Origin of the sequence: Geodermatophilus bullaregiensis (assembly GCF_016907675.1) — a bacterium.
GTDB lineage: Bacteria > Actinomycetota > Actinomycetes > Mycobacteriales > Geodermatophilaceae > Geodermatophilus > Geodermatophilus bullaregiensis.
On the sequence record NZ_JAFBCJ010000001.1, the window covers coordinates 5,140,239 to 5,161,708 of the forward strand.

The 21,470-nt window shown below is 74.7% G+C and carries 18 protein-coding genes; 12 read left to right on the plus strand and 6 right to left on the minus strand.

The window, feature by feature from the left end; translation table 11 throughout:
• Positions 1-116: 116 nt before the first annotated feature.
• Positions 117-518, plus strand: a complete 402-nt coding sequence (locus JOD57_RS24645; protein ID WP_204694437.1) for a YkvA family protein — start codon at positions 117-119, stop codon at positions 516-518.
• Positions 519-639: 121 nt separating this feature from the next.
• Here the strand turns inward: JOD57_RS24645 and JOD57_RS24650 are convergent, their stop codons facing one another.
• Positions 640-1,053 carry a GlcG/HbpS family heme-binding protein gene (locus JOD57_RS24650; protein WP_204694438.1) on the minus strand — a complete coding sequence of 138 codons (414 nt, stop codon included), beginning with the start codon at positions 1,051-1,053 and terminating at the stop codon, positions 640-642.
• Positions 1,054-1,327: 274 nt separating this feature from the next.
• Positions 1,328-2,869, minus strand: coding sequence for an MDR family MFS transporter (locus tag JOD57_RS24655; RefSeq protein WP_239568789.1), 1,542 nt, complete (start codon positions 2,867-2,869; stop codon positions 1,328-1,330).
• Between the two features lie 173 nt (positions 2,870-3,042).
• Between JOD57_RS24655 and JOD57_RS24660 the strand changes: the two genes are divergently transcribed.
• From JOD57_RS24660 to JOD57_RS24675, 4 genes are all read left to right on the plus strand, one after another.
• Positions 3,043-3,483, plus strand: a complete 441-nt coding sequence (locus JOD57_RS24660) for a DUF4386 domain-containing protein (RefSeq protein ID WP_307824923.1) — start codon at positions 3,043-3,045, stop codon at positions 3,481-3,483.
• 245 nt (positions 3,484-3,728) lie between these two features.
• Positions 3,729-4,067 (plus strand): histone-like nucleoid-structuring protein Lsr2, encoded by a 339-nt coding sequence (locus JOD57_RS24665; protein WP_204694439.1) that lies wholly within the window; start codon positions 3,729-3,731, stop codon positions 4,065-4,067.
• A gap of 353 nt (positions 4,068-4,420) precedes the next feature.
• Entirely contained in the window at positions 4,421-4,729 is a 309-nt protein-coding gene (locus tag JOD57_RS24670) for a hypothetical protein (RefSeq protein ID WP_204694440.1), read from the plus strand.
• Between the two features lie 462 nt (positions 4,730-5,191).
• Positions 5,192-6,301, plus strand: coding sequence for a chymotrypsin family serine protease (locus JOD57_RS24675; RefSeq protein ID WP_204694441.1), 1,110 nt, complete (start codon positions 5,192-5,194; stop codon positions 6,299-6,301).
• A 22-nt stretch (positions 6,302-6,323) separates the two neighbouring features.
• On the opposite strand, the gene JOD57_RS24680 is transcribed toward JOD57_RS24675, so the two are convergent.
• Complete coding sequence (locus JOD57_RS24680; protein ID WP_204694442.1) at positions 6,324-7,277, minus strand: IS481 family transposase; 954 nt, start codon at positions 7,275-7,277, stop codon at positions 6,324-6,326.
• Positions 7,278-7,604: 327 nt separating this feature from the next.
• Entirely contained in the window at positions 7,605-8,126 is a 522-nt protein-coding gene (locus tag JOD57_RS24685) for a single-stranded DNA-binding protein (RefSeq protein WP_204694443.1), read from the minus strand.
• A gap of 175 nt (positions 8,127-8,301) precedes the next feature.
• Between JOD57_RS24685 and recD2 the strand changes: the two genes are divergently transcribed.
• The 4 genes from recD2 to JOD57_RS24705 all read left to right on the plus strand — a co-directional run bounded on the left by recD2 (position 8,302) and on the right by JOD57_RS24705 (position 13,912).
• Complete coding sequence (gene recD2 / locus JOD57_RS24690; protein WP_204694444.1) at positions 8,302-10,617, plus strand: SF1B family DNA helicase RecD2; 2,316 nt, start codon at positions 8,302-8,304, stop codon at positions 10,615-10,617.
• A gap of 133 nt (positions 10,618-10,750) precedes the next feature.
• Positions 10,751-12,208, plus strand: coding sequence for a hypothetical protein (locus JOD57_RS24695; RefSeq protein WP_204694445.1), 1,458 nt, complete (start codon positions 10,751-10,753; stop codon positions 12,206-12,208).
• Between the two features lie 9 nt (positions 12,209-12,217).
• The gene (locus JOD57_RS24700) at positions 12,218-13,324 is read left to right on the plus strand and encodes a PD-(D/E)XK nuclease family protein (protein ID WP_372440290.1); all 1,107 of its coding nucleotides are present in this window, start codon (positions 12,218-12,220) and stop codon (positions 13,322-13,324) included.
• A gap of 174 nt (positions 13,325-13,498) precedes the next feature.
• Complete coding sequence (locus JOD57_RS24705; protein WP_204694447.1) at positions 13,499-13,912, plus strand: hypothetical protein; 414 nt, start codon at positions 13,499-13,501, stop codon at positions 13,910-13,912.
• Positions 13,913-13,951: 39 nt separating this feature from the next.
• Here JOD57_RS24705 and JOD57_RS25920 read toward each other — a convergent pair whose 3' ends face one another.
• Positions 13,952-14,431: an LLM class oxidoreductase gene (locus tag JOD57_RS25920; RefSeq protein ID WP_239568795.1), complete on the minus strand. Its 480-nt coding sequence runs from the start codon at positions 14,429-14,431 to the stop codon at positions 13,952-13,954.
• Entirely contained in the window at positions 14,421-14,993 is a 573-nt protein-coding gene (locus JOD57_RS25925; protein WP_307824925.1) for an MsnO8 family LLM class oxidoreductase, read from the minus strand. The genes JOD57_RS25920 and JOD57_RS25925 overlap by 11 nt, the downstream gene beginning before the upstream one ends.
• 137 nt (positions 14,994-15,130) lie before the next feature.
• On the opposite strand from JOD57_RS25925, the gene JOD57_RS24715 reads away from it, so the two are divergent.
• The 3 genes from JOD57_RS24715 to JOD57_RS24725 all read left to right on the plus strand — a co-directional run bounded on the left by JOD57_RS24715 (position 15,131) and on the right by JOD57_RS24725 (position 21,418).
• On the plus strand, positions 15,131-17,569 hold the full coding sequence (locus JOD57_RS24715; protein WP_204694448.1) for a phosphoketolase family protein: 2,439 nt from the start codon (positions 15,131-15,133) through the stop codon (positions 17,567-17,569).
• Positions 17,570-17,918: 349 nt separating this feature from the next.
• Positions 17,919-20,075 (plus strand): DEAD/DEAH box helicase, encoded by a 2,157-nt coding sequence (locus JOD57_RS24720; RefSeq protein ID WP_204694449.1) that lies wholly within the window; start codon positions 17,919-17,921, stop codon positions 20,073-20,075.
• Between the two features lie 224 nt (positions 20,076-20,299).
• Positions 20,300-21,418 (plus strand): glycosyltransferase, encoded by a 1,119-nt coding sequence (locus JOD57_RS24725; protein ID WP_204694450.1) that lies wholly within the window; start codon positions 20,300-20,302, stop codon positions 21,416-21,418.
• Positions 21,419-21,470: the final 52 nt, after the last annotated feature.

Sequence of the window (21,470 nt, forward strand, 5' to 3'; positions counted from 1 at the left end):
CTGCCCCCCACCGCTCGCAGGCTCGCGGCGGGACCCTGCAGGGGGCCGCCGTCCCGAGTCCCTCGCAGACCCGGGACTCCGGGGAGGGGCCGGGGCAGTGGGGAGGTGGCGGCGGGATGCCGGACTGGGCGTGGACGCTGGCCGGGGTGCTGGGGGGCCTGCTGCTGTGCTGGCTGGTGCTGATGGCGGCGTTGTGGTGGACCTGCCCGGACGAGCTGCGACTGCGGGAGCTGCTGCGGCTGCTGCCCGACGTGCTCAGGTTGGTGCGCCGGCTGGCCGGTGACGGGACGCTGCCGCGCGGCGTCCGGGTACGGCTGTGGCTGTTGCTGGCCTACCTGGCCTCACCCATCGACCTGGTGCCCGACTTCGTGCCGGTGCTCGGCCACGCCGACGACGCGATCGTGGTCGCCCTGGTGTTGCGCTCGGTGGTCCGTCGCGCCGGCGCGGACGCGATCGACCGGCACTGGCCGGGCACGCCCGACGGCCTGGCCGCGCTGCGCCGGGCGAGCCGCCTCTGACCGAGGCCCCGCCGACGGAGGATCCGTGGTGCCCCGTCACCGCAGCGGCAGGGGGTGCGTGGTCCCCGCGCCCGGCACCGATCGCGCCGACCGGCGCCGGGCCCGTGGAGTGCGGTGGACGTCAGAGGCCGGCGGCGGCCGCCTCGCAGACGGTGGTGTCCTGTTCACCGGTGCCACCGCTCACCCCGACGGCGCCCACGATGACGCCGTCGGCGCGCACCGGGGCGCCACCGGCGAACACCATGACCTTGCCGTTGTTGGACGCCTGGATGCCGTAGAACGGCCCCCCCGGCGTCGCCAGCTCGGCGAGCTCGGCGGTGGTGGTGTCGAACGCCCGGGCGGTGAAGGCCTTGTTGATGGCGATGTCGACACTGCCGCGCCAGGCGCCGTCCATCCGGACGTGCATGACGAGGTCGCCCCCGGCATCGACGACGGCGATGTTCATCGGCTGCCCGATCTCCGCGGCGCGGGCCTCCCCGGCCGCGACGATGCGGCGGGCGTCGTCCAGAGTCAGGTTGGTCAGCTGCTGGGGCACAGGAACCTCCCGGTGGGGGCGATGGCCACGGGCCAGCGCTCGTCAGCCACTGCTCCGGTCCGGCGGCCGGAACAGGAGCGGAGTACCCGGCTCGGGCCACGGCCAACTCCGCCGGGGACGCCGGCCGATCCGCGACCCGGGCCGGCGGGTCGTGGTGCCATCGGGACCTCGGGGGTGCTGGTCCGCCCGCCGTCGTCGCGCGGCCGGCGCTGGCGCCCGCGGACCGCCTCCGGGTGGGGGACCGCTCGCACGGTCGGTGTCCCGGCAGGGGTGGTCAGTCCGGCAGGTGACCGGTGGAGGTGGGGCGGGCGTCGTCGCCTCGGCCGGTCCCGCGGCCCTCGGCTCGGTGGGCGTCTCCGGCCGCGTCCGTGCCCGGGTCGTCGTCGAAGCGCAGCCGCTCGGCGCGCCGCGGCATGGCCGCCACGGCCACCGCGATGACGACGGCGGTGACGGCCGTCGCGAGGAACACGCCGTGCGACGCCGCGTGCAGGCTCTCCCGCGCGTACTCGGCCACCGCGCCGCCCTGGGACAGCGCGGCGGTCGTGCCGTCGACGTCGGTGGGGACCTCGCCCCCCAGGCCGGGCGGAGGTGACGCGAAGCGACCGGCCAGCGTGGTGTTCGCGATGGCGCCGAACACCGCGGCACCGACCGCCGACCCGATCGACCGGGCGAACATGGTGGTGCCGGTGACGACGCCGCGCCGGTCCCAGCCGACGACGGACTGCACGGCGACGATGAGCGGCGAGGACGACAGCCCCAGCCCGGCCCCGGTGACGAACATCGCCGCGCCCACCTGCCAGAGGTGGGCGTCCGACCCCAGCAGCGCGGTCGCCGTCGTCCCGAGCACCGCGAGGACGACGCCGATGAGGGCGGTGTTGCGGAAGCCGATGCGCAGGTAGAGCCGGCCGGCCAGGCTGGCCGCGATCGGCCACCCCAGGGTCAGCGCCGCCAGCGCGAAGCCGGCCTCGAGGGCGCTGGCGCCGAGTACACCCTGCGCCCACGTCGGCAGGTAGGAGCTCAGACCGATGAGCAGGGCACCGAGGCCCAGCGCGGCCAGGTTGCCGGTCACGAGGATGCGGCGGCGCAGCACCCACGTCGGCAGGACCGGCTCCGCCGCCCGGCGCTCCACGAGGCCGAACGCCGCCAGCAGCACGATCGCCGTCCCCAGGACGGCGATCGAGGTGCCCGACGTCCAGGCCCAGGCGTTGCCTCCCTCCAGGAGGCCGAGGATGAGCAGCGCACACCCGGCGGACAGCAGCACCGCGCCCGCGACGTCGAGGCGGTGCCGGCGGCGCTCGACCCGCTCGGTGAACCGGCGGTACAGCACCACCAGCGCCACCGCGCCGAGGGGCAGGTTGACCAGGAAGATCCAGCGCCAGGACAGGTGGTCGCTGAAGACGCCACCGAGCGTCGGCCCGAGCACCGACGACACGCCCCACACCGAGGCCAGGTAGCCCTGGACCCTCGCCCGCTCCTCGACCGTGTAGATGTCGCCGATGACGGTCATGCCGATCGGCTGGACCGCTCCGGCGCCGATGCCCTGCAGCGCACGTCCGACGATCAGCGCCGGCATCGACCACGCCAGCCCGCAGAACAGCGACGCCGCGACGAACACCGCGATGCCGAACAGCAGCACCGGCTTGCGCCCGTAGACGTCGGAGAGCTTGCCGTAGACGGGGACGGTCACCGCCTGCGTCAGCAGGTACACGCTGAACAGCCACGGGAACTGGCTGAAGCCCCCGAGGTCGTCGACGACGGCCGGCACGGCCGTCGCGATGATCGTGCTGTCCAGCGCGATGAGCGCGGTGCTGAGCATGACCGCTCCGAGCACGGGCCCGCGCTCGGAGCGCAGTCCGACCGACGCGCGGGTCACCGAGGTCACGTCGAGGGACAAACCCGGGCCGGCCCTCCGCATTCCTCGGGAGCGACGTCCCCGCCGGGGGAGCCGACGGCCGATCCCCCGCAGGCGTTCCCGGTCGGGGACACACGGTGCAGCCACGAGCCCGGCGGTCACCCGGTCGCGGGCACCTGTCCGGACCCGACGTCATGGCGGCCGTCGACGCCCTGTTGCTCGGCTCGCTGGTGTACCGGTCCGGCCTCGTAGCACGCGTCATCCCGCTGATGGGCCTGATCGGCGGCCCCCTGCTGCTGGCCTCCGTGGCCGGGGTCGTCCTCGGCACGCACGACCTGGACGCCGGGCTCCACGTGATCGCGGCCGCCCCGATCTTCTCCTGGGAGCTGTCACCCGGCGTCTACCTGATGGTCAAGGGCTTCAGGTCCACGCCGATCACCGCCCGCGCCGTCCCGTCGACCCGGCCCGGACCGGGAGATGACATCCGGTCGCCCGCTTCCTGCCGTTCTTCGCGGGGGACGAGCTGCTCGCCCACAGCAACGACGTCGACACCCCCGAGGCGATCGCCGTCGCCCTGACCCGGCCCGAGAGCGCACTCGTCTTCGGCGGGTACGCCGCGGTGGCCCTCGTCGTGGGAACCGTCCTGCTGTACCGGCGCGACGCGACCCGATGGGAGCACCGGCCCGAGGACGGGGAGCCCCACGGTCGAGGACCGCGGGGTCCTCCTCGTGTTCGGCGGAGACTGGTCCCCCCGCCGGGCGACGTCCCGGTGATCAGGGCCGTTCCCTTGACTTCCCGATCACGGCTCTGGAGTCTCGGTCGTGTGGCTACCCGGACCGAGGTCGTGCTGATCGACGACCTGGATGGCGAGACGCCGGCCAGCACGACCGTGGAGTTCGCTCTCGACGGCACCGAGTACGGGATCGACCTGAGCGACGAGAACGCCGCAGCGATGCGCGCGCAGCTCTCCCGCTACGTGCAGGCCGCCCGGGAGGTCTCCTCGAGCGCGGGTCGTCGTGCCGCCGAGCCGGCGAGACCCGCCTACTCGGGGTACGACCCGGCCGCGGTGCGCGCCTGGGCTGCCGGACAGGGCATCACGGTCTCCCCGCGTGGCCGGATCAAGGCCGACGTCGTCGAGCAGTACCGAGCCGCCGGCAACTGACGCCGGCGCCTCGGCGAGGTCCGTGCCCCACGGGTCGGGGGTGGGGGCCGACGGAGCCGGGACCGGCCTCCCGGGCGGTCCTCCGACGAGCCTGAAGCGGACCTGGCCGTGACCTCGGCTCCGGTCGCGACCGTCGCGGTGACCGGGCTCGGGGCCGGCACGGACCCGTCAGCGACCGGTCACACGTCGAGTACCGCTCGGATCGTGGTCGGGTCCCGGGGAAGCGGGCATACGATGACGCCGTGGGTCCGTCGGTCCACGAGCGGCCTCTCCGGCGCCGGAGGGTCACCCTGCTGACCTCCATCGTCATGAGCGTGGGGCTGGCGACGGGTTGCGGGGCGGGAGTGATGGCGATGACCCAGTTCGAGCCACCCAGGATCACCGCGTCGGAGGACCTGGCGATGCCGCCTCCGGGGCAGGTGCCGCCGGTCTGGGAGTCGCCGGCCGGTGATGCGCTGGACGAGCTGACCGTCCGGGTGGCCCGCGACCTGAGGGACAAGGAGTGGGTGAGGGGCGTGTACCGCCGCCTGGACACCCCGACGAAGGACGCCATCGTGATCTGGGTCGACCACATCGGCAGGCGTGACGAGCTCCCGCGAGAGATCGCCGGCCACCGCGTGATCGTCGAGCCGCACGACCCCATCGAGATCCTGCCGGCCTAGCGGTCGCGTCCGACCGTGACGCGGTCCGACTCGGGGGCACAGGCCACGGCGGACGCGGCGAGTCGTCGCCGGGCGGCTGTCCTCCAGACGAGTGGTGCACTCGTGCACGTCGACCGCACCCCGTGACCCGACTCGTCGCCGAACCCGGGACGAGCCTCCGGTCGATGTGCTCAAGACACCGGAGTACGGCCCGCCGTACGTGACGCTCCGGTGACGGGTCAGTGACAGCAGTCGGCCTACGGTCCCGTCGGCCGCAGGACCACAGCGGTCCTCGTGACCCCCACCGATGCCACACGGAAGCGGGTGATCCACGTGTCCGGACCCAACCCCAACCCGCCGGCGGACGGAGCCGGCTCGCAGCCCGGCGGTCGTCAGTACCAGCCGCCCGGTGCAGGCGACCAGTCGGAGGACGCCTCGGTCGGTTACGCCGTGCCGGACGCCTCGCTCGGGGAGGACGCAGCGATGGCCCAGGCCGCTGCGGACGCGCTCAGCGGTGTGCCGGGCGACGTCGCCGCAGCCTTCGAGGAGGTCTCCGGCCTCATCAAGAGCCAGGTCCAGCAACAGGCGGATGCGGGGCCGCAGCACCTCGACATCACCTTCGACCCGGGGGCGACCACTGCCCACGCCACGGGAGCCGACACGAACCTCGTCCAGGCCGTGGCGGTCGGCCCGTCCGTGCCGGGCGCGGGTGAGCCCGGGCAGCAGGCGCTGCACGTGTTCACGTCCGAGGAGCTCTACCCCGACGCTGCACGGTCCCTCCTCGCACAGGACTTCGGTGTGTCTGCCCTGAGCGGGAACGGCGGCGCCGACGTACCGATCGTCACGCACAAGGCGACCTTCGAGGCGCTCGAGCACAAGTTCCGTCAGCGCCCCGCCTACTGCGGCATCTCGGTGGGCCACCACCGGATCACGGCCGGGACCATCGGTCAGCTCTGCCGCGGCCGGACGGCACCGCGTGACGCCCGGTTGATGATCCTGAGCAACAACCACGTCCTCGCCAACTCGTACCCGGGCTGCCCTGCTGCCTATGGCGACTGCATCGTCCAACCCGGCCCCGCCGACGGCGGCCGGTGCCCACCGCCTGACCCGAGGGACCAGGTGGCCATCCTGGAGAGAGCCGTCCCCCTTAACTTCCAGGGCGGGACGAACTACGTGGACGCGGCCACGGGCTGGGCGTGGCCGGACCGGGTGCACCCGGAGCACATCTACCGGTCGGGCACCACCTTCGGCCGCTTCAAGGTCGGCACCCAGCCGGTCGCCGCGCAGGTCGGCACGATCGTCGGGAAGTCGGGGCGCACGACGCAGCTGACGCAGGGCCGGGTCACCAGCCTGACGTGGAGCGGAAGGGTCAGCTACCGGCAGTGCGGCACCGCCTACTTCGAGCGGCAGATCCTCGTCGAGAGCAACATCGCAGGCCGGCCGTTCAGTGCCGGTGGTGACTCGGGATCGTGCGTCTGGGCGTGGCGGGGGGGACTGCCTCCGGTAGGACTGCTGTTCGCCGGTGGAGGTGACTTCACGATCATCAACCCCATGGCCTTCGTGCTCCAGCTCCTGGACGTCAACCTGGTCTAGGTGTCGTGACCAGACAGGTTGTTCACGCGGCGAGGCGGCTGACCGGCGGGTGACCTCCGAGGGCGGAGTGGCTGCGGGCAGTGTTGTAGTGGGTCAGCCAGCTGTCCAGGGCGGCGGTGCGCTCGTCGTTGCTGGTCCAGGCGGTGGCGTAGGCCCACTCGGTCTGCAGGGTGCGGTTGAACCGCTCGGCCTTGCCGAAGGTCGCGGGCCGGCCGGGCTTGATGAACCGGCGGCCGATGCCCAGCTGGGCGCAGACGGCGATCCAGGCCCGCCCGACTCGGTAGCTCTTGGCGTTGTCGGTCAGCACCCGACGCACGATGACGCCGCGGGCGGCGAACCAGGCCGCCGCCCGGGTCAAGAAACCGGCGCAGGTGGCCACCCGCTCGTCAGACAGCACCTCGGCGTAGGCCAGCCGGGTGTGATCGTCGACGGCGACGTGCACGTAGTCCCAGCCCAGGCCGCGACCGCGGACCTCCTCCGAGCGGCCGTGGACCCGCCAGCCGCCGCCGGCGGGGATCCGGCCGAGCTTCTTGACGTCGACGTGCAGCAGCTCGCCGGGATGGGCGCGCTCATACCGGCGGTCGCTGTGCCGCCGGCCGCGCAGCAGCTCGCCGGTGAGCCGGTCGACCTCGGCCAGCCGGGGCAGGCCGGCGCGGGCGAGGACCGCACCGATGGTGGAGGCTGCCAGGCCCAGGATCGCGGCCAGCCGAACCGGGCCGGCATGGTGCTCGGTGCGCGCGGCCACGATGGCCGCGGTCGTCTCCGGCGAGGTCTGCCGCGGCATCCGATGCGGCCGGGACGAGCGGTCGGCCAGCCCGGCCTCGCCCTCGGCGCGGTAGCGGCGGATCCACTTGTCGACCGTCTGTCGGCTCACCCCCAGCTGCTTGGCCACCTCGCCGGGCCGGTGACCGGCTCGGACGCGGTCGACGATCAGCTTGCGGGCATAGACGGTCGTGCGGGCATTAGCGTGGGCCACAGAGACCTCCGGTTGGAAACGGCGACGTCAAGCACCGCCACTCCTTCCGGAGGTCTCCTTCGCGATCAAGGCACCACGCCGACTGTCAATAACGTCCCTGGTCACGACATCTAGGGCAGGCACGCGGTGACCGAGTGACCGCGGCGAGGCGCAGAGGCCGGCCCCGGACCCTCCGTACGGGTCCGGGGCCGGGCCGCTGCGCGCCTGTGTGCTGATCCGGCCGGTCGGGCGCCGGACCAGCTCTGCGCCATCCCTCGCCCGGGGTGCACGGTGTGGCGGCGGCGGACCGCCCTGCCGCACGGGTCGCGGTGCGTCCGGTCGGGGAGCTCAGAAGGGCGGCTCCTCACTGGGGGCGCCGACCGGCGCCGCCCAGGGATCGGGGGAGCCACCCCGCCCAGTCCCGGATCGATCGCCGCCGGTGCCGTCACCGCTGTCGCCGTCGCCGCTGCCGCCGCCGGATCCGCCGCCGAACCCACCCCCGGAGCGGGCCACCTTGGTGACCGACGCCGTCGCATAGCGCAGGGAGGGGCCGATCTCGTCGACCTCCAGCTCGACCACGGTGCGCTTCTCGCCCTCCTTGGTCTCGAAGGACCGCTGCTTGAGGCGTCCCTGCGCCACGACCCGCGACCCGCGGGTGAGCGACCCCGCGACGTTCTCGGCCATCTGGCGCCAGCAGCTGCAGCGCAGGAACAGCGCCTCGCCGTCCTTCCACTCCTGGGTCTGGCGGTCGAGGGTGCGCGGGGTGGACGCGATGGTGAAGTCGGCGACCGCCGCTCCCGAGGGCGTGAAGCGCAGCTCGGGCTCGCTGGTCAGGTTGCCGATGATGGTGATGACAGTGTCGCCGGCCATGATCCGGTCCTCCGTGACGTCGGTGCATCGCTCTGGTGAGCGTCCGGAGGCTATGAGCACCGGCTGACAGTTCCGCGGGCCACGGACGCCGTCCCGCGGGCGGGGACCGCGGCGATGTCCCCGGGTGGTGTGACGATCGGTCGTCGGAGCGGGTGTGTCGGCGAGGGGATGGCAGGTGGGGGAGACGCGGGCCGGGGCGGTCCTGGAGGCGACGCTGGAGCGGATCACGTTCGCCAACGCCCAGAGCGGCTACACCGTGGCCCGGGTGGACACCGGGCGGGGCGGTGACCTGGTCACCGTGGTGGGCTCGCTGCTCGGCGCGCAACCGGGGGAGACGCTGCGGCTGCGGGGGCGGTGGGGAGCTCACCCCCAGTACGGCCGGCAGTTCCACGTCGAGGACTACACCACCGTGCTGCCGGCCACGGTGCAGGGCATCCGCCGCTACCTGGGCTCGGGGCTGGTCAAGGGCATCGGCCCGCGGCTGGCCGAACGGATCGTCGACCACTTCGGCACCGACGCGCTGCGGGTGATCGAGGAGCAACCGGCGCGGCTGGTCGAGGTGCCGAACCTGGGGCCGAAGCGGAGCCGGCTGATCACCGCGGCCTGGGAGGAGCAGCGGGCCATCAAGGAGGTGATGGTCTTCCTGCAGGGGGTGGGCGTCTCGACCTCGCTGGCCGTGCGCATCTACAAGCAGTACGGCGGCGCCTCGATCGGCGTGGTCCGCGCCGAGCCCTACCGCCTGGCCGCCGAGGTGTGGGGCATCGGCTTCCGGACCGCCGACACCATCGCCGCGGCGGTCGGGATCCGGCACGACAGCACCCAGCGGGTGGAGGCGGGGCTGCAGTTCGTGCTCTCCGAGGCGACCGGGCAGGGGCACTGCTTCCTGCCGGAGACCGAGCTGGTCGCCCGGGCGGTGGAGATCCTGCAGGTCCCGGCGGACCTGGTGGGTCACTGCCTGGCCCTGCTGGTCGCCGACCAGGGGGTGATCCGCGAGGAGTTCCCCGGCGCGGACGGGCAGCGCACCACGGTGGCGTACTACCTCGTCCCCTTCCACCGGGCGGAGGTCTCCCTGGCCGCGGGGCTCCGGCGGCTGGCGGCCGCCGAGGCCGACCGGATGCCGGCCTTCGCCGCCGTGGACTGGGACGCCGCGCAGGCCTGGCTGCACCGGCGCACCGGCGTGGACCTGGCGCCCGGCCAGCAGGAGGCCGTGCGGCTGGCGCTCACCGAGAAGGTCGCCGTCCTCACCGGTGGCCCCGGCTGCGGCAAGAGCTTCACGGTGCGCTCGATCGTCACCCTCGCGGCGGCCAAGGGCGCGCGGATCGTGCTCGCGGCGCCGACCGGCCGGGCGGCGAGACGGCTCACCGAGCTGACCGGGGTCGAGGCGGTGACCGTGCACCGGCTGCTGGAGCTGCGCCCCGGCGGGGACGCCGCCTTCGACCGGGAGCGGCCGCTGCAGGCCGACCTGGTCGTCGTCGACGAGTCCTCGATGCTGGACCTGCTGCTGGCCAACAAGCTGGTGCGGGCGGTCCCGCCGGGCGCGCACCTGCTGCTGGTCGGCGACGTCGACCAGCTGCCCTCCGTCGGCGCCGGCGAGGTGCTGCGCGACCTGCTCGCCGAGGGCACCCCCGTCCCGCACGTGCGCCTGAGTCAGGTGTTCCGGCAGGCCAGCCGGTCGGGGGTGGTCACCAACGCGCACCGCATCAACGCCGGCAGCCACCCCCAGGTCCGCGGTCTCGAGGACTTCTTCCTGTTCAGCACCGACGACGCCGAGGAGGCCGCCCGGCTCACCGTGGACGTGGTGGCGCGCCGGATCCCGGCCCGGTTCGGCCTCGACCCCCGCCGGGACGTGCAGGTGCTCGCCCCGGTGCACCGCGGGCCCGCCGGTGCCGCCGCGCTCAACGAGCTGCTGCAGGAGGCGCTCACCCCCGCGGCGCCCGGCCGGGAGGAGAAGCGCTTCGGCGGGCGGGTGTTCCGCGTCGGGGACAAGGTCACCCAGATCCGCAACGACTACGACAAGGGCGCCCACGGCGTCTTCAACGGCACCCAGGGCGTCGTCACGGCCATCGACGGCGTCGAGCAGACCCTCACCGTCCGCACCGACGAGGACGAGGAGGTCGACTACGACTTCGGCGAGCTGGACGAGCTGGTGCACGCCTACGCCGTCACCGTCCACCGCTCCCAGGGCAGCGAGTACCCCTGCGTCGTCATCCCGCTGACCACCAGCGCCTGGGTGATGCTGCAGCGCAACCTGCTCTACACCGCGGTCACCCGGGCCAAGCAGCTCGTCGTCCTCGTCGGCTCGCCCCGGGCGCTCGGCCAGGCCGTGCAGGCCACCGGCTCCGGCCGCCGCCACACCGCCCTGGCCCGCCGCCTGCGGTGCGGACCGCTGCGCGCCGCTCCCGTCCCGACCGGCCCGGAGGACGCCGCAGCCGGGGCTGTACGCCGACAGCGAACGGCCGTCCCGCCGACCGCGGCGACGGCACCGCGCTGAGCTGCGGTTTCCCCGACGCCGGTCGATCACCCGGGGAGCAGTCAAGTCGACACGCCGCCACGGCGACGGATTTGTCAGTACCCGCTCATAGATTCCGGGTCGACATCTTCCCCGTGTCGACAAGGAGTTCCCCATGGCCGTCTCCGGCCTCAAGACCCGCAAGCCCACCGGCCGCGTGCCGTGGCCGTGCATCCTCCTCGAGGGCGAGGAGAAGGCGGGCAAGAGCTGGGCGCTGGCCCAGTTCAGCAGCAGCGACAAGATCGGCGCCCTGTACTGGATCGACCTCAACGAGGGCGCCGGCGACGAGTACGGCGCCATCCCCGGCGCGAGCTACCAGCTCATCGAGCACGACGGCTCGTACGCCGCGGTGCTCGCCGCGGTGCAGGCGGTCAAGGCGCAGGCCCGCCGCGCCGCCGACGCCGGCGAGCCGCCGGTGGTGCTCGGCATCGACACCGGCTCGGCGATCTGGGACGGCCTGAAGGACTGGGCCAGCGACCGTGCTTCGAAGAGCACCCGCAACCGCGAACTGCTCAAGCGCGACCCCAACGCCGAGATCACCATCAGCCAGAACCTGTGGAACGACGCCGGGTCCCGCTGGCGCAAGCTGCAGACCGAGCTGCTCACCTTCCCGGGCATCGTCGTGGTGACCGCCCGCGGCAAGGAGGTCACCGAGGTCGACGCCAACGGCCGCCCGATCGAGGGGCAGAAGACCTGGTCGGTGCAGACCCACCGGGAGTTCCCGTACGCGGCCAGCGTGTGGGTGCGGCTGCGCCGCGGACGGCGACCGCTCATCGTCGGCGCGCGCAGCGTGCACGTGGGCATCAAGCCCAACGACGACCCGGCCAAGGAGGTCACCGACCCGGCCGCCACCGGCCGGCTGCTGGAGTGGCTGGTCTTCGACGCGCTCAAGTGCGACCCGGGCACCGCCCACGTGCGCGACCTCGTGTCCTTCCACGGCGGCGGGCTGCTCGACCACGAGCGGACCGAGGAGGCCCCGGCCGGCCGGCCGGGCACCCGGGCGGGCGGACGGCGGGAGCCCGACGTCGCCGACCTGGTGGCGCGCATCGGCGACGCCCGCGGCGACGACGAGCTGCGCGAGGTCTGGGCCGAGGGCAACCGCACCGGGCTGCTGCAGGTCGACGTGGCGACCCCCGGCGGCTCCTACACCGTCGCCGAGCTGATCCAGGCCCGGCACGAGGAGCTCCTCGCCGCGTCGATGAAGGCCCACCCCGCCGGACGGCGCCGGGTCGCGGCCGGTGACCCGTCCGTCCCGCAGACGCCGGCCGAGCTGGTGGGGCCCGCCCTCGCCGCCGCCGCGTCGGCCCGTCCGTCCACGGGCCGCGAGGGCGCGCCGGCGAACCCGCTGCTGGAGCCCTCGCCGACCCCGGACGACCCGCAGGAGCGCCGGCTCAACGCCGCCCGCCGGGGCGTGCTCGCCAGCCTGGAGGCCCTGGGCGTCACCGAGGAGCAGATCGGCGCCCGCTTCGGCCGGCCCGCCGAGCACGTGGCGACCAAGCGGCTGACCGCACTGGTGCGCGACGTGATCGCCACGCAGCGGGCCGCCGGCGACGGCCGTCCGGATGTCGCCTGAGCCGCGCGGGTGGAGCGGGGCCGGTCCCCGGCCCCGCTCCACCGCCCCCGACCCGAGGGAGACGCGGTGACCGCCGTCCTGCCCGCCCGCCCCAGCGCCGCGGAGCGCCGGGCCGCCCCGAGCCTGGCCGCCGCGGTCCGCGACCTCGACAGCCGCCGGGCCCGTTCCCGCCAGCGGATGATCGGCGCCTCGGAGCTCGGGGAGTGCCGCCGCCGGGCCGCCTACCGGATCGCCCGCCGCCGTCCGACCAACACCCGCACCGGGCTGCAGGCCTTCATCGGCACCGAGCTGCACCGCGGGGTGCTGCGCGCGCTGCGCCGCCAGTACGGCGGGCTGACCGAGGTCGGCCTCAGGGGCGAGCAGGTCAAGGGGCGCTGCGACTGGTGGCACGCCCCGGTCGTGGAGGACCTCAAGACGACGTCCCGGTTCGGCTTCGAGCGGGTCCTCACCCGCGGGGTCCCGGTGCGGCACTGGTTCCAGGTCGCCGTCTACGCCTGGCTGCTGCGGACCGGGCAGACCGCCGACCGCCGGCTGCCGGCCGACACCGGGCAGGACGTCGAGGGGCTGCGCATCCGCTACCTGTCGCGCGACTCCGGTGAGGACGTCGTCTTCGAGGCCGACTCCGACCCGTCGTTGACCGCCGAGGCGATCCTGTGGCTCACCGACGTCTACGCCACCGTCGAGGACGAGGGGGTCGAGGCCGTCCCCCGGGACGGGTTCGGTCCCGGGGTGGACACCATGTGCGACTGGTGTCCGTTCCTCGACCTGTGCTGGGGCCCGCCGGTGGACCCGGAGACCGAGGGCGAGGTCTCCCGGCAGTCCCGCCTGACGGTCACCGACGAGGACTACGTCGTCGCCGTGCACGACTACGACGCCTGGCGGGCGGCCGAGAACGAGGCCAAGCGCCACAAGGAGTACGCGCGGGAGCGGCTCAGGGGCCGGTCCGGGCCGGCCGACGACCTGCACTGCGAGTGGTCCGGTGGCGGCCTGCGCACGCAGGTGGACAGGGAGGCCGCGGTCGAGCGGCTGGTCGAGCTGGGCGAGGTCGTACCCACCCGGAGCACCCGCAGCCCGCAGACGATCCGCGTCACGCGCAACGGCACCCGGCAGGACTGAGCCCGCGCGCACGGCCGGGAACGGCCGGTCCCGTGCGCCGGTGCCGACGCGGCCTTGTCGCATCCTCGAACGTGTGTTCGAATCGTCGTGGTCGACGCCCCGACCCCGCCGGTCCCCACCCATGGTCGTCCGGGCCAGGTCGGCCCGGTCGGCCCCGACTCCCGGGAGGCTCCGATGACGACCGTCTCCACGTCCGCCCACCCGTTCACCCGAGCCGTCGGTGACGCCGCCTGGCGCTGCCAGTGCGGCATGAGCCGCAGCGCCGCCGTGCACCGCGGCGCGCCGAGACCGGTCCGGCCCGCGCCGCCGGAGACCACCGTCACCGTGTCGACGGCCAACCTGCCCGCCGGTGCACCGGTCCTCACCACCGACGTCGTCGGCACCGACTTCGGCCTCCCGCTCGTCCGGCCCGCCAGGACCGGGCCGGGGAGCCGGGTCCGGGAGGTGCGCTCGCACTGCAGGGCGCACGGGGGAGTGGTCGTGTGGTTCACCGACGGCACCAAGACCCCGCCGCTGCACGGGCGCACGGCGTGGGTCGTCGCCGAGCCGGACCCGGGTGCCCACCCGGCCACGCGCGTGGTCGCCTGACCCGGGAGCCGGTCACCGGCCCCGCCGGGGGCGGGTCGGCTACGGCCGGGTCGCGAGCGCCATCGCCGGGGTGCTGCCGGCGGACCGGGCCCGGCCGAACAGCGCGGTCAGTGCCGCGTCGGAGGCGGCCAGGGCGGAGCGGTCGAAGGTGCTGCTGCCGGCGACCAGCTCGGCGGCCCCGGTGCGGTCGAGCAGCTCGGCGAGCCGGCGCTCCACGTGGGCGGGGGTGCCGGCGATCGCCGCCGCGGCGGTCTGCTCGAGGTACCGCTGCTGGCGCGGGGTGCGGGCGGCGGTCCGGACGGCGGCCACCGGCTCCAGCGCCGGGAAGGTCCCGGTGGTGCGGGCCCGGGCCATCGCCCACGCCTCGGGCAGCAGCAGGTCGGCGGCCTCCGCGGCGGTGTCGGCCACCAGCACGTCGAGGCTGATCGCCACCCGCGGCTCCGGCTGCTGCGCGCAGGGCCGGAAGGCGCGCCGGTAGCCGGCCAGCGCCGCCAGCCCGGGCTCCGGGTCACCGCCCACACCGAGCAGCGGGCCGCCGACGACCACCGGCAGCCCGAGGTCGGGCTGCGACCTGCAGGCCGCGGCCCGTGGCCAGCACGTACAGCGGCACCGCGCCGGCCGGCTGCGGGTGCACGGTGACCTCCGCCGTCCCGGTCAGGTACCGGCGCAGCTCGTCGAGGTCGCCGGCGAAGTCCCGGTCGGTCTCCCGCAGCGCCCGGCGCACCGGCGGGGTGAAGCCGGGGGAGCGGCCCAGGCCCAGGTCGACGCGGCCGGGTGCGAAGGCCGACAGCGTGGCGAACTGCTCGGCCACCACGAGCGGCTGGTGGTGCGGCAGCATCACGCCGGCCGAGCCGATCCGGATGGTCGCCGTCCGGCCGGCGACGGCGGCCAGCAGCACCGCCGGGGCCGCGCCGGCGACCCCCGGCACCCCGTGGTGCTCGGCGACCCAGAACCGGTCGAACCCGAGCCGTTCGGCGCGGACCGCGCGCTCGACGGTGCCGCCGAGCGCGGCGGCGTCGGGTTCGCCGACCCGCGTGCGGGACCGGTCCAGCAGCGAGAGCCGGGCTTCCGCGTCGATCACGGCAGCTCCAGCGCCGTCCGGCCGGGCGCTGTTCCCCGCGCGCGCCGGTGGCTCCGGGTCGTGCCGTCGGGTTGCCCGGTGCCGGGCGGGTCGATGGGATCAGGTGGCCGAGGCCCACGACGTCCCAGGAGTGCCGCATGACCGCCACCACCGAGCAGTCGTCGACCGCAGCCCAGCCACTCGACGAGGATCGACTGCAGGCCATCGACGCCTGGTGGCGGGCGGCCAACTACCTGTCGGTGGGACAGATCTACCTGATGGGCAACCCGCTGCTGCGGGAGCCGCTGCGGCCCGAGCACGTCAAGCCGCGGCTGCTGGGGCACTGGGGCACCACGCCGGGACTGAACTTCCTCTACGCCCACCTCAACCGGGTCATCGCCGCCCGGGACCTCGACGCGATGTACGTGATGGGCCCGGGGCACGGCGGCCCCGGGCCGGTCGCGGCGGCCTGGCTGGAGGGCACCTACAGCGAGGTCTACCCGGAGGTCTCGCAGGACGAGGCGGGGATGCGGCGGCTGGTCACCCAGTTCTCCTTCCCCGGCGGGATCCCCAGCCACGTCGCCCCGGAGACGCCCGGGTCGATCCACGAGGGCGGCGAGCTGGGCTACGCGCTGTCCCACGCGTACGGCGCCGCCTTCGACAACCCCGACCTGGTGGTCGCCGCGGTCGTCGGGGACGGCGAGGCGGAGACCGGGCCGCTGGCCACCAGCTGGCACTCCACCAAGTTCGTCGACCCCGCCCGCGACGGCGCCGTCCTCCCGATCCTGCACCTCAACGGCTACAAGATCGCCAACCCCACGGTGCTGGCCCGCATCGGCCGCGACGAGCTCGACGCCCTCGTGCGCGGCTACGGGCACGTCCCGTACGTGGTCGAGGGCTCCGACCCGGCGCAGATGCACCAGGCCTTCGCCGCCACGCTGGACCGCTGTCTGGACGAGATCGCCGCCATCCAGCGCCGCGCCCGGCACGAGGGGGTCACCGAGCGGCCGCGCTGGCCGATGATCGTGCTGCGCTCACCGAAGGGCTGGACCGGCCCGGCCGAGGTCGACGGCCTGCCGGTGGAGGGGTCGTGGCGCTCCCACCAGGTGCCGTTCAGCAACGCCCGCGACGACGACGGGCACCGTGCCGTGCTCGAGGAGTGGCTGCGCAGCTACCGGCCCGAGGAGCTCTTCGACGCCGACGGGGCCCCGGTGCCCGCCGTCCGCGACCTGCACCCGGCCGGCGGGCGGCGGATGAGCGCCACCCCGCACGCCAACGGCGGCTCCCTGCTGCGGCCGCTGCGCCTGCCGGACTTCCGCGACTACGCCGTGGAGGTCCCCGAGCCGGGGACCGGCGCGGTCGAGGCCACCCGGGTGCTGGGCACCTTCCTGCGCGACGTGGTGCGCCGGAACCCGGCGAACTTCCGCGTCTTCGCGCCCGACGAGAACAACTCCAACCGGCTCGGCGCGATCCTGGAGGCCACCGACCGCACGTGGGTGGCCGAGCGGCTGCCCGACGACGAGTCCCTGGCGCCCGACGGCCGGGTGATGGAGATCCTCTCCGAGCACACCTGCCAGGGCTGGCTGGAGGGCTACCTGCTCACCGGCCGGCACGGCTTCTTCTCCTGCTACGAGGCGTTCGTCCACATCGTCGACTCGATGGTCAACCAGCACGCCAAGTGGCTGAAGACGACCAACGGCATCCCGTGGCGGCAGCCGATCGCCTCGCTGAACTACCTGCTCACCTCGCACGTGTGGCGGCAGGACCACAACGGCTTCTCCCACCAGGACCCGGGCTTCATCGACCACGTGGTGAACAAGAAGGCCGACGTCATCCGCGTCTACCTGCCACCGGACGCCAACACGCTGCTGTCGGTGGCCGACCACTGCCTGCGCAGCCGGCAGTACGTCAACGTCATCGTCGCCGGGAAGCAGCCGGCGCTGCAGTACCTGGACGCGCGGTCGGCGGTGGTGCACGCGACCAAGGGCATCGGCATCTGGGAGTGGGCGAGCAGCGACGCCGGCGCGGAGCCCGACGTCGTCATGGCCTGCGCCGGCGACGTCCCGACGATGGAGACCCTCGCGGCCGTGGAGATCCTGCGCGGCTGGTTCCCCGACCTGCGGGTCCGGGTGGTCAACGTCGTGGACCTGATGCGCCTGCAGGACGAGGCCGAGCACCCGCACGGCCTGTCCGACGTGGCGTTCGACTCGCTGTTCACCCGGGACAAGCCGGTGGTCTTCGCCTACCACGGCTATCCGTGGCTCATCCACCGGCTGACCTACCGGCGGGCCAACCACGCCAACCTGCACGTGCGCGGCTACGTCGAGGAGGGGACGACGACCACGCCGTTCGACATCTGCGTGATGAACCGCACCGACCGGTTCAACCTGGCGATCGCCGCCATCGACCTGATCCCGCGGCTGCAGGTCACCGCGGCCCACGCGCGCGAGACGCTGGTCGGCAGGCTCATCGAGCACCGCCAGTACGTGCACACCCACGGGATCGACCTGCCGGAGATCCGCGACTGGCAGTGGTCGGGGGCCGCGGGGCCGGTCACCCGGCCGCCGGGCCCGCTGGTGGAGCCCGAGTCGGCGTGAGGTCCGCCGGCCGTCGGCAGCGGAGTCGCCGGCGGACGACTCCGTCCCGGGGGAGCGGTCGCGCCGTGGGCTCGCAGGGAGTCGGGAATGGTGCGCACCCGCACGCGTTAGCATGAGCGACACACCGAGCACGAGACCGCTGTCGCTCCTCTCGTGACGGACCTCCCCGCGCCGTGGTCCCGCCGGTCGTCGACCGGCGGTGCCGGCCGCGGCGGACCGCCGGATCCCGCCGTGCGGTCCATCGAGGATCCGCAGGCCGTTCGGTGCTCACGTCTCGGGGCGTCGTGTCCGCGGGATGGTTCGGCACGCTGCCGCGGCTACCGCGCCGGGGCACCCAGAGGAGGAGTCCGTGGCTCGACCGGGCCGGCGCCAGACGGGCGCTCGCCGCCCCACCCCGCGGGACCAGCGGCGCGCCCGCGACCGCGGCGACGTCATCGCGGTGCTCGCCCGCGCCGTCCGCGAGCTCGAGGCCGCCGTCCAGCGCGGCCGCGTGACACCCGCGGTGCGCACGGAGTTCCAGGCCGTCGCGCTGCTGGTGCGCCAGCAGCACGCCCGGGTCCGGGCGGAGGAGGGCAGCAGCCCCGCCCGCCGCGCCGAGCAGCTCAGGCGCCTGGACGGGATCGCCACGATCCTCGCGAAGACCGCCGTCCGCGCCCCCGCGCTCCTCGCCCTCCTCGCCGAGGACGCCGTCGTGTCCGACGCCGCCCGGTCGCTGGCGCGGGACATGCTGGGGGACGACCACGCCGAGCCGATCCCGGAGGAGGCCGCCCCGGCAGCGCCCGTGGCCGCCCCCGCCCCGATCGAGCGCCGGGTCGTGCCGCAGTCGGTGGTGTCACGGCAGCTGGCCAACCCCTTCCTCGCGCCCGACTTCTCCGCCGCTCCGCAGCGCACCCCACGTCCCCACCGCCTGGCCGGCTGGGAGCTGCTCGGCCCGCTGCTCAGCTCGTTCGAGCGCGCCGGCGGCGGGGACCCGGCGTGCATGCCCCTGCCCGCGCCGTCCTCGCTGCGCGCGCCCGAGGGCCGGCAGCTGATGCCGCACCAGGCGCAGCTCGTCGCCGCGGCCGCGGCCGGCCACCGGACCTTCCTGCTCGCCGACGAGCCCGGCCTGGGCAAGACGGCCCAGGCACTGCTCGCCGCGGAGGCGGCGGACGCCTACCCGCTGCTCGTGGTGGTCCCGAACGTCGTCAAGACCAACTGGGCACGCGAGGCCGGGCTCTGGACCCCGCACCGCCCGGCCACCGTGATCCACGGCAACGGCGACACCATCGACGGCTTCGCCGACGTCGTCGTCGTCAACTACGAGGTGCTGGACCGCCACGTCGGGTGGCTCGGCGACTTCGGCTTCCGCGGGATGGTCGTCGACGAGGCGCACTTCATCAAGAACCGGACGTCCCAGCGCTCGCAGCACGTCCTGGAGCTCTCCCAGCGCCTCCGGACCCGCACCGCGCGGCCGCTGCTCATGGCCCTCACCGGCACCCCGCTCATCAACGACATCGACGACTTCCGGGCCATCTGGCAGTTCCTCGGCTGGACCGACGAGACCAAGCCGCTCGGTGAGCTCATGGAGGCCCTCGAGGGGACCGGCCTGACCCCGGCCGACCCCGGGTTCTACGCCGCCGCCCGCCGGTGCGTGATCGACCTGGGCATCGTCCGGCGCCGCAAGGTCGACGTGGCCGCCGACATCCCCGCCCGCCGCATCGCCGACCTCCCCGTCGAGCTGGACGGGCCGGCCGGCCGGTCCATCCGGGCGGCCGAGCGGGACCTCGCCCGCCGGATGGTCTCGCGCTACGAGACCGCGCTCGCGACCCGCGCGTCCGACGGCGTCGTCGAGGGCACCGGCCAGGGCACCGTCCACGGCGTCGACCCCGACCTCGTGCGCCGGGTGGCCCGGTGGGAGCTGAAGGACGCGACCACGGGGGAGGCCGGCGAGAACGTCTTCAGCATGATGCGGCGCATCGGGCAGGCGAAGGCCGGTCTCGCCGCCGACTACGCGGCGCAGCTGGCACGCAGCGCGGGCAAGGTCGTCTTCTTCGCCAAGCACGTCGACGTGATGGACGCCGCCGAGGAGACCTTCACCCGGCAGGGGGTCCGGTTCTCCTCGATCCGTGGCGACCAGACGCCGACGTCGCGGCAGAGGAACATCGACGCCTTCGTGGAGGACCCCGGCGTCGCCGTCGCGGTGTGCTCCCTGACCGCGGCCGGGGTGGGGCTCAACCTGCAGGTCGCCTCGAACATCGTGCTCGCCGAGCTCTCCTGGACCGACGCGGAGCAGACCCAGGCCATCGACCGCAGCCACCGCATCGGCCAGACCGAGCCCGTCACCGCGTGGCGCATCATCGCCGCGCAGACGATCGACGCCCGGATCGCCGAGCTCATCGACAGCAAGGCCGGGCTCGCCGCCCGGGCGCTCGACGGGTCGGACGAGGAGGTCTCGTCGTCGGCGGACGTGCAGCTCGAGGCGCTCGTCACGTTGCTGACCGACGCGCTGTCGGCGTCGCCGCGGTGACCCGCGGGCTAGCCGGCCGGCACCGACCCGGAGAGCCGGTACGCCGCGGTGGCGCCGGCCGGAGCGGCGATCCTGCGCGGCCGGTGACCAGCGCACCCCCGCCCGGGGACCACCCGGCCCGGCTCCGGCACCCGCCGGGCGCCTTCCCCCGAGTGGGATCCTGGGCGGCGCGCTCGGCGCCGCGCTCCCTTGTCCCGGGAGCCCGACGCGACGAGTCTGCGGGGATGCGGGCGCTGTTCGTCGCGTCCCCGATGGTGGGGCACGTGCTGCCGTTGGTGCCGCTCGCCCTGGCGTTCCGGGATGCCGGTCACGACGTCCTCGTCGCCACGGCCGAGGACGGCGTCGGCGCGGCGCGCGGGGTGGGTGTTGCGGTCCGGGACGTCGCCCCGGGCCTGGACGTGCAGCGGACCCTCCTGCGCGCCCTGCTCCCGCACCCGATCCGCATGAGGCACGTCCTGGCCGGGGACGACGGCACGGCCTCTCTCGGCTGCACCTTCGCCCCCCTGGCCGAGCGCATGACCGAACGCACGGTGGCGCTCGCCGACGCGTGGCGGCCCGGCCTGGTGCTGCACGAGGGGCTCGCACCGCTCGGTGCCCTGGTGGCGGCGCGCCTCGGGGTACCGGCTGTCCTCGTCGACGCGCTGGTCTTCGACGGGCGGGAGCTCTCCTCCGCGGTGACCCCGCGCCTGGCCGGACTCGCCCGCCGCTACGGCGTCGACGCCATCCCCGGACCGGCCGACGCGGTGGTCGCCGTTCCAGCGAGCCTGGTGGGGAGGCGGCGGGGCAGGCCCATGCGGTACGTGCCCGCACCGCGAGGCGGCGACGGGCACACGAGTCTCCCCACGTCCGGCACGCGGCCCGTCGTGCTGGTCAGCCGGTCCACGGTGGCCGACCCCCGGCCCGACCGGATGACGCCCCGCGTGGTGGCGGCGGCCAGGGGCGCCGAGGTCGACGTCGTCCTGGTGCGGCCTGCTCGTCGCGTCGCCCGCCGTCCCCTGCCGGCGAACGTCACGGTCACGGGCTGGGTGCCGTTCGCCGACGTCCTCCCTCGCGTCGCGGGCATGGTCCACCACGGGGGTGCCGGCTCGGTGTTGAGCGCACTGGCCGCCGGCGTGCCGCAGGTCGTGGTGCCCGGTGCCGGCGACCGCACCGTGCACGCACGGCTGGTCGCGGCCCGGGGCGCCGGGCTGGCCGTGCCCGCGAGGGAGATCACCACCGCGACGCTCGAGCGGGTGGTGGGCGATCCGGTCCTGAGGCGGAACGCGCAGGAGGTCGCCGCGGAGATCGCGGCGATGCCCCCGCCCGCCGACCTGGTCGAGCCGCTCGTCGCGCTGGCCCGCTGAGAGCCCGATCCGGAGGACCGCCGACCGTGCAGGGGCTCAGCGGAACCGCGTC

Coding starts and splice junctions, on each gene's coding strand:
- JOD57_RS24695 (WP_204694445.1), top strand. CDS start 10,751: ATGGCCGTCTCCGGCCTCAAGACCCGCAAGCCCACCGGCCGCGTGCCG.
- JOD57_RS24725 (WP_204694450.1), top strand. CDS start 20,300: ATGCGGGCGCTGTTCGTCGCGTCCCCGATGGTGGGGCACGTGCTGCCG.
- JOD57_RS24685 (WP_204694443.1), bottom strand. CDS start 8,126: ATGGCCGGCGACACTGTCATCACCATCATCGGCAACCTGACCAGCGAG.
- JOD57_RS24670 (WP_204694440.1), top strand. CDS start 4,421: ATGACCCAGTTCGAGCCACCCAGGATCACCGCGTCGGAGGACCTGGCG.
- JOD57_RS24645 (WP_204694437.1), top strand. CDS start 117: ATGCCGGACTGGGCGTGGACGCTGGCCGGGGTGCTGGGGGGCCTGCTG.
- JOD57_RS24675 (WP_204694441.1), top strand. CDS start 5,192: ATGGCCCAGGCCGCTGCGGACGCGCTCAGCGGTGTGCCGGGCGACGTC.
- JOD57_RS24715 (WP_204694448.1), top strand. CDS start 15,131: ATGACCGCCACCACCGAGCAGTCGTCGACCGCAGCCCAGCCACTCGAC.
- JOD57_RS24705 (WP_204694447.1), top strand. CDS start 13,499: ATGACGACCGTCTCCACGTCCGCCCACCCGTTCACCCGAGCCGTCGGT.
- JOD57_RS24655 (WP_239568789.1), bottom strand. CDS start 2,869: ATGCTCAGCACCGCGCTCATCGCGCTGGACAGCACGATCATCGCGACG.